We start from the raw sequence: 1,334 nt of genomic DNA, 5'->3' as shown, positions 1-1,334 counted from the left end.
GCCATATGAGGCAGGATTGCCTCTCGACCGCGGGCCTACTTCAGTGCACGAATTTGATCGCCTCGCTCAACGATGGACGCAGGAATTTACCTTTGAACGCATTGCTGCGCAGACGCGAGAGCGTCTTCTGGGATTGACGAGTGGCAAGGCACGTGAGTTGCTGGCGATGCCCGCCTGATCAAAGCACAGGCAGCTTTTGTCCTGGGGCGGTTCAGCATTTGATAGATTCGCTGCCCGCTCTAACCTTTGTTTTCACGCAATTCCGGACGGAAAGCCGCTGCGCACTTTTCCCGGAATTGCTCCAGCTAAAAGCTGCCGATGTCGATCAACGTATGGCGGAACTGTGAGATAAGCGAAGCTGTGTTCTCGTCGCGCTGAATCCGAAGATTCTCTTTTGTGGCTTCTGCTGATTGCCAGTTCGTCAAAGCCAGGCAAGCAGCTATTTCCGAGATCATTCTCTGCGGATTCTCTATCATATCTTCATAAGTAATAATAAACGGCTCAATGCGGTGCTCCGAAAAATAAACATCCCATGCAAGTTCAGCAGTAACAACCGTTTTATAACAATCCAAGATAGCTAAGAAATCATACGGCACCTCTACACTGGATTTACCACTATCCTGCCATATTAACCACTGCTGCGTCACCTTTGCCGTATAAAGGGAAACTGCCTGTGCGATTTTGTCTCTTCTCACCAATCGTACCCACCTGTGATTCGAAAACAAATCCCCCAAAGTGGTATACCTACCCGTAATCTTTGCAATTGCACTCTGTAGCCATGCACAATGATCGTGAGCCAATTTTGTGCCAAAAATACCATTGACTGTGTTCTCTCGGAGAACTGTCGATACTGCGGCGTCAAAATCGACTGACCGCCAATTTGGCAACTCATACTGAAAATACTCTGTTGGCTGGCCTATTCCTGCCTGCGTTAGAAGATCACAAAGGTAATTGCTGCCACACCTCGGCGTGAACGCGATCGAGTAACCCCGCTCTATTTTGTTTAGAGCGTCCTGTAGTTGGGAAGGAGCTTTTTTCATTATATTCTGGGTGTCGGTGCTCACTGGCTCCTCTTGGCCCGCCACCAGCGACTTAGACAGAAAAGGACCCAGCCCATGTCCGGCTCCAATGAAATTAAGCGTCATCTCGAGGGCATGTCTTCCAATATTTAAAAGTCCGGGCACCATGTTGCGTGCGTCAACTCCGGTTCGATTGGCCGCATACGAGGTTGCGGAGAGGCAACAACTGGCATTGTGATCGCGATGGCCAATTTCTTGCATCCATTCTCGAGCCGATGCGCGACCTGAGCGCCCCTAAGGCTCATAGCAGAGTCG

The 1,334-nt window shown here is 50.1% G+C and carries 1 protein-coding gene; it reads right to left on the bottom strand.

What is annotated here, in order from left to right; all coding sequences use genetic code 11:
• Positions 1 to 305: 305 nt before the first annotated feature.
• Positions 306 to 1,280: a Stf0 family sulfotransferase gene (locus FJ956_RS30380; RefSeq protein ID WP_140782026.1), complete on the bottom strand. Its 975-nt coding sequence runs from the start codon at positions 1,278 to 1,280 to the stop codon at positions 306 to 308.
• Between the last annotated feature and the right edge of the window lie 54 nt (positions 1,281 to 1,334).

Origin of the sequence: Mesorhizobium sp. B2-4-3 (assembly GCF_006442815.1) — a bacterium.
Taxonomy (GTDB): Bacteria; Pseudomonadota; Alphaproteobacteria; order Rhizobiales; family Rhizobiaceae; genus Mesorhizobium.
Note: the sequence above shows the minus strand (reverse complement) of the source record. Positions and strands in the feature narration are given on the sequence as shown.

Bases quoted from the DNA above. Each gene is read 5' to 3' on its own strand.
- FJ956_RS30380 (WP_140782026.1), bottom strand. From the start codon at position 1,280: ATGCAAGAAATTGGCCATCGCGATCACAATGCCAGTTGTTGCCTCTCC.